This window comes from Streptomyces sp. NPDC088706, from assembly GCF_044752765.1.
Lineage (GTDB): Bacteria > Actinomycetota > Actinomycetes > Streptomycetales > Streptomycetaceae > Streptomyces.
Genome location: NZ_JBIVLW010000037.1, coordinates 1 through 5228 on the forward strand (window position 1 = coordinate 1; position 5228 = coordinate 5228).

Genomic DNA, 5228 nt, shown 5'->3' on the forward strand with positions numbered 1-5228 from the left:
CGGCCTTCACGACGCGAGGGTCGCGGGTCGCGGGTCGGCAGATGCTTCCGTCGGGCGCCTCGTCTTGCCTGCACCCTTCAGCCATGCGAACGAGAAGAGGCAGGCACCGGCCATGACGGCGGCCGCGCCGACAGCCGCGAAGCTCATCCCGTGAGTGAACGCGTCACGCGCGGCCGCCAGTACGGCATCTGCGGTCCCGTCCGGCAGCTGGGCCGCGGTGGCCGTCGCGCCGCCCATCGTTTCGCGGACGGCTTCGGCCTGAGGTACTCCCGAGGGCAGCGCTCCGGCCATGTCCCGGGTGTACACCGCTGCCCCGATGGATCCGAGGATCGCCATGCCCAGCGCTCCGCCGAGCTCCTGGCCCGACTCCAGCACAGCCGCGGCTGATCCCGCGCGCTCCGGCGGGGCCGCGCCGAGAGCGAGTTCGTTGGCGAGGGTCATGGAGGCGACCAGGCCGCCCGCGTACAGGGAGACGCCAGCGAGGGTGAACCAGAGTGCCGAGTCGGTGCGTACCTGGGTCAGCCAGAGGAACCCGCAGGCGGAGAGGAGGAAGCCGCCTCCCATGACATACGCACGGTCCATGCGCTGTGCGAGCGCGGCTCCGGCCGGGGCCATGACCGCCACTCCGGCAGCCGGTACCAGGCTCCACAGTGCGGCGTTGAACGGGCTCAGACCGAGGACGGACTGCAGGTACTGGGTGAGGAAGACGGCCATGCCGACCGTGGCGAACATCGCGAGGAGATTGGCGAACACCGGGCCGCCGAAAGTGCGCCGGCGGAGCAGGCCGAGGTCGATCATCGGATACGCGAGGTGCTTCTGCCGGCGCACGAAGACGAAGCCGAGCACGAGCCCCACGCTGATGGCGAGGGCGGGCAGCGGCTCGTACCCGTGCCGGGCCCATTCCTTGATGCCGTAGATGACCAGGAGCACAGCGCCGAGTGACAGCACCGCGCTCAGCCGGTCAAAGCGCTCACGCTTCGCCGACTTGAACTCAGGCACCAGGAACGGCACCAGCACGAACAGCAGCACCATCGCGGGCAGGTTGATCAGGAAGACCGCGCCCCACCAGAAGTGCTCCAGCAGCAGACCACTGACCACGGGCCCCAGTGAGATGCCCGTCGTCATGACGGCGGTCCACAGGGTCACCGCCTTTCCGCGCTGCTTCTCGTCGTGGAAGAGGTTGCGGATCAGGGCGAGGGTCGAGGGCATCAAGGCGGCGCCGCCGAGTCCCAGCAGCGCGCGTACGGCGATGAGCAGTTCGGCGGTGTGCGCGTACGCGGCGGCGACCGAGGCCGCTCCGAAGAGCACCGCTCCCGTGAGCACCAGCGTGCGCCGGCCGATCCGGTCGCCGAGCGCACCCATCGGGATGAGGAGCCCGGCGAGGACGAAGCCGTACATGTCGAGGATCCACAGCTGCTGCGTCGCGCTGGGCTCCAAGTCCTGACTGACGTAGGAAATCGCGAAGTACAGGACCGAGACGTCCATCGAAACGAGGAGCAGGGGCAGCATCAGGACGCCCAGGGCGGTCCATTCCTTGCGCCCCGCGCGGGGGCCGGGTGTGTTCTCCATGAACGGCAGGGAACCGGGAGCGTGGCGTACGCTGCAAACAGGTACCTAGTGCACCCGGCCATCTAGCGGCTTTGAGCAGCTGCAATGCCCTGTGAGTGCACTAGTACAGTGCGGTCATGGCTGTGGAACCGCCCTACCTCCGCATCGCCGGCGACATCCGTCGGCTCATTGCCTCGGGTGAGCTTGAGCCCGGTGCCCGCATCCCTTCCACCCGGCGCATCACCCAGGAGTGGGGCGTCGCCATGGCGACTGCGACGAAGGCGCTCGCCACACTGAGCCAGGAGGGTCTGGTGCGGGCCGTGCCCGGCGTCGGCACCGTGGTCACCGAGTCAGGACGAGAACGGCCCCCGGCTCCGCACCACGGACTTACCCGGGATCGCATCATCCGCACCGCGATCGCTCTCGTCGACGCCGAGGGGCTCGCCGCGCTCTCCATGCGCCGAGTCGCAACCGAGTTCGGGGTTTCCACCATGGCGCTCTACCGCCATGTCCCGAGCAAGGGCGAGCTCGTACGGCTGATGTCGGAGACCGTGTTCAACGGAGAACCACCGGGGTCGCGACCGCCCGGCTGGCGCGCACAGCTGGAACGGGAGGCCCGCTGGCTGTGGGCCCTGTACCAGCGCCATCCCTGGCTGGCACGGGCCATGGCCGCCCTCACCCGGCCGATGGCCTCACCCCACGCGATGCGGTACACCGAGCGGGTCCTCAGCGTCCTGACCGGCCTGGGGCTGACACCGACCCAGATCCTCCACGTCCACCTCGCGCTCCTCGGGTACGCCCAGGGGGTCGCGGCGGCCGTCGAACTGGAGTCGCAAGCACGGCAGGACACCGGCATGACTCCGGAGGAGTGGATGGCCTCCAACGAACCGCGGATGGAGACGATCCAGACCGCCGGGTCCTATCCGATCCTGTCCACTCTCTTCGACCAGGAGGACTCCGGCCTCGAACTCGACGCTCTCTTCGAGTTCGGGCTCGCACGGATGCTGGACGGAGTCGAGTCGCTCATCGGCCAATCCGGAGGCTAGGGCTACCTAGTTCGCACTTGGAGTTCGTCACGTCCGGGCCTTGGCTGGTACGGCCTCAGGGATGCGCGGCCTGGGTACGACGGATGCCCGGACTGCCAGGTCCAGGTCGAGGCGACTGTCCATGTCCAGCTCGAACCGGCCGTAGGGGTTTACGTGCGTCCAGAAGAGCGGGGACAGGGCCCACCGGTCCGCATCGGTGAGCATGTCGGCCCACTTCGTATCGGCGAGAACCTGCTGCATCAGCAGCGTGTCGACGTGGACCAGAGCGGACTGGAGCAGGTGGAGGGCGAGCATGCTGACCTCCTGGGATTCCTTGTCCTGCCCGGCCAAGTCACCGTCCTTGCCGTAGAAGAGGTCCTTGTTCGCGCTGTTCCAGTTCTCCACGACCTGCAATCCCTCGTGGATCTCCTGCCGCAACTCGACGTCGGCGAGGTAGTCGCAGACGAACGCTGTACGCACGGCCCGGCCCAACTCCTCGATCGCCTGATAGGTGGGGTGCTTGGGGCCGCCGCGGGTGAAGCGGCGCAAGACCTGCTCAGCCTCGGCGGTGCCCAAGCGCAGAGCGGTTGTGTACTTAACGATCTGGTCGTACTGCTGGGCGATCAAGTCCCAGTTGATCGTCTTGGTGGACAGCACCGGCGCGAGGTGGGGCCAGTTACCGTCCTCTCCGGCCGACGGGCGGTACAGCTTCGCGGAGCCGATGTTCTTCAAGCGGGGCATCAGCCTGAAGTCGAGCATGTGGGCGAAGGCGAACCCGTCGATCGAGGCGCCGTGGGTGTCGGTGTACTGCCGGTCGACCTGCATGTCGGTGCAGTGCCGCAGCACGCCCTCGATCATCGAGGCGACCTCGGAGGCCGAACAGGACTTGAGCTGGGAGTAGATACACACCGACTTTCGTTCGACGGTCGGGTAACCGGGGCCCATTGCTGGGACCCCGGCCCCCTCAGAACCGGGCGAGCGGCTTTCACCGCACCACGGCTCAAGCAGGTCACTGGGACCGCTTCGCATCGAGTGCTTCTGTCGCGTGATGCTGCTGGTGGCACTGCGAGTGCAGGAGGATGAGGTTCTTCAGCTCGTTGCCGCCGCCGTGCTGGCGGTGCACGACGTGGTGCACGTTCAGCGTCCGGCGGACCGAGTCGAACCAGGACACCCAGTCGTGGATGTTGTCCGGCTCGCACTCGGCTCCCTCGACGAGGTCGAGACCGCACCGGGCGCATCGGCCGCGCTGACGGACAGCCAGGGTCTGGATGAACCTGTTCTCCAGCCCCAGCTTGGTCCGCCTGGCCGCGCGCTCGGTCCAGTAGTCCGTCAGCGCCGGGTCATCAGTGCTGGCCTGGCAGCTTCCCGGAGGTGGCCTGGGCGGCCGTGCCACCTACGGCCCCACTGTGCTCCGGGAGTGCCGGGAAGCCGCTGTCGAAGACCTGCGCACGATTCTTGACAGCGCGTTCGCCGTCAGGAGGCCGGGCATCGCGCTGTCCGGACTTGCCGTGCGCGGCGAGCCCGGAACGGTGCTCGTCGAAGCAGCCCGGTCGGCCGATGACCTCTTGGTCGTGGGTACGGGCTCCCGCAGCAGATGGCTGCCCAGCATGCGGCCATCGGTGATCCGTTACTGCCTGGCGCACGCGACGTGTCCCGTTCTCGTTGTCCCCCCGAACCCGCTCGAAGCCGAACTCGTCGCGGTACATGGCACCGCCTGGTCCCTGCCGCACCTGCCCGGAGAGCAGAAACGATGCCCCCCTCACACGACACCAGGCGCGCCGAGCACCGGGAATGGGCGAGCGAAGCCCGCTCTGCGGCGGGCATGGCCGCGCTGTTCCCGCTCCCCTTGGTCGGCATCGACGCCGCCGGAGGTCCAGCGAGCTTCCGCCGCGTAGCGATCCGGACCGCCCTGGGACTGATCCTGCCGTGCGTCCTCTGGCCGGCTTGAGTCTTCGCTCTACCCAGCCGACTCGCGGCTCACGGGCTTGTGAGCAAGCGGCATGTCCGGACCGGTCGCCTGAATTCTGTCGTTCTGTACACCGGGGTCACTACGCATCTGCTCTTCAGAGATGCCAACGATAGCAACCTCGAAGTCGATGCTCGCGTTCTCATCTCCAACCGCAGCTCTGGCACCTGCTGGACCAGGACATCCACACCGGCGTCAGCTACGGCGCTCTGCTGGCGAGTCGGCGGTCACTCCCGGCTGTCGCGACTCGTCGACGGTGAGAACGCTCGCCTCATCTGCAAGATCTCGGGACTTTAGGCTCTTTTTGGTCATCGGGCACGCCACCGAATCTGCCCCCCCGCCTTCTCTGTCACCCGAAGACTGATGGACCCGCCTGGACGAAGCGACGAGCCACCTCCGCAAATCCTCTCAGCCGTTGTCCCCGACACGTCGAGCCCCTGCCCCTCCTAGGGACTCGGGTGAGTTCCCGGCAGGGCCCCCCGCGGCCCTGGAGACGTAGGAGGCCATGATCATCTCGTGCGTTACACGCGTCTCTGGCCGGTCAGGAAACCGTTCCCCGATATTGCGATCGCCGGGGAACGGGGCGCACCGCGTGGTGGCCGAGCGGTTCTTCCGGTGTGCCGTGACAGCGAAGACGGACCGATTGCCATCGAAGTTGGACGGAGTTGGCTCGCGGTCCGGAGCACTCC

4 protein-coding genes and 1 pseudogene are annotated in these 5228 nt (G+C 67.7%); 2 read left to right on the top strand and 3 right to left on the bottom strand.

The genetic code is table 11. The features are described from left to right. Nucleotides 1–6: 6 nt before the first annotated feature. Entirely contained in the window at nucleotides 7–1569 is a 1563-nt protein-coding gene (locus tag ACIQAK_RS32870; protein ID WP_366392965.1) for an MFS transporter, read from the bottom strand. 116 nt (nucleotides 1570–1685) lie between these two features. Here ACIQAK_RS32870 and ACIQAK_RS32875 point away from each other — a divergent pair, with 116 nt between their 5' ends. Next, nucleotides 1686–2594, top strand: coding sequence for a TetR/AcrR family transcriptional regulator C-terminal domain-containing protein (locus tag ACIQAK_RS32875; protein ID WP_366392966.1), 909 nt, complete (start codon nucleotides 1686–1688; stop codon nucleotides 2592–2594). Nucleotides 2595–2621: 27 nt separating this feature from the next. Here the strand turns inward: ACIQAK_RS32875 and ACIQAK_RS32880 are convergent, their stop codons facing one another. Beyond that, nucleotides 2622–3602: a Tn3 family transposase gene (locus tag ACIQAK_RS32880; protein WP_366392967.1), complete on the bottom strand. Its 981-nt coding sequence runs from the start codon at nucleotides 3600–3602 to the stop codon at nucleotides 2622–2624. Beyond that, nucleotides 3583–3966, bottom strand: coding sequence for an HNH endonuclease signature motif containing protein (locus ACIQAK_RS32885; RefSeq protein WP_366392968.1), 384 nt, complete (start codon nucleotides 3964–3966; stop codon nucleotides 3583–3585). The genes ACIQAK_RS32880 and ACIQAK_RS32885 overlap by 20 nt, the downstream gene beginning before the upstream one ends. Here ACIQAK_RS32885 and ACIQAK_RS32890 point away from each other — a divergent pair. Further along, nucleotides 3920–4309, top strand: a pseudogene (locus tag ACIQAK_RS32890) (universal stress protein); the annotation flags it as partial. The gene ACIQAK_RS32885 and the pseudogene ACIQAK_RS32890 sit on opposite strands and share 47 nt — an antisense overlap. Nucleotides 4310–5228 lie beyond the last annotated feature (919 nt).

Excerpts from the sequence above, each read along its gene's own strand:
- ACIQAK_RS32870 (WP_366392965.1), bottom strand. The coding sequence starts at position 1,569 with ATGGAGAACACACCCGGCCCCCGCGCGGGGCGCAAGGAATGGACCGCC.
- ACIQAK_RS32875 (WP_366392966.1), top strand. The coding sequence starts at position 1,686 with ATGGCTGTGGAACCGCCCTACCTCCGCATCGCCGGCGACATCCGTCGG.
- ACIQAK_RS32880 (WP_366392967.1), bottom strand. The coding sequence starts at position 3,602 with ATGCGAAGCGGTCCCAGTGACCTGCTTGAGCCGTGGTGCGGTGAAAGC.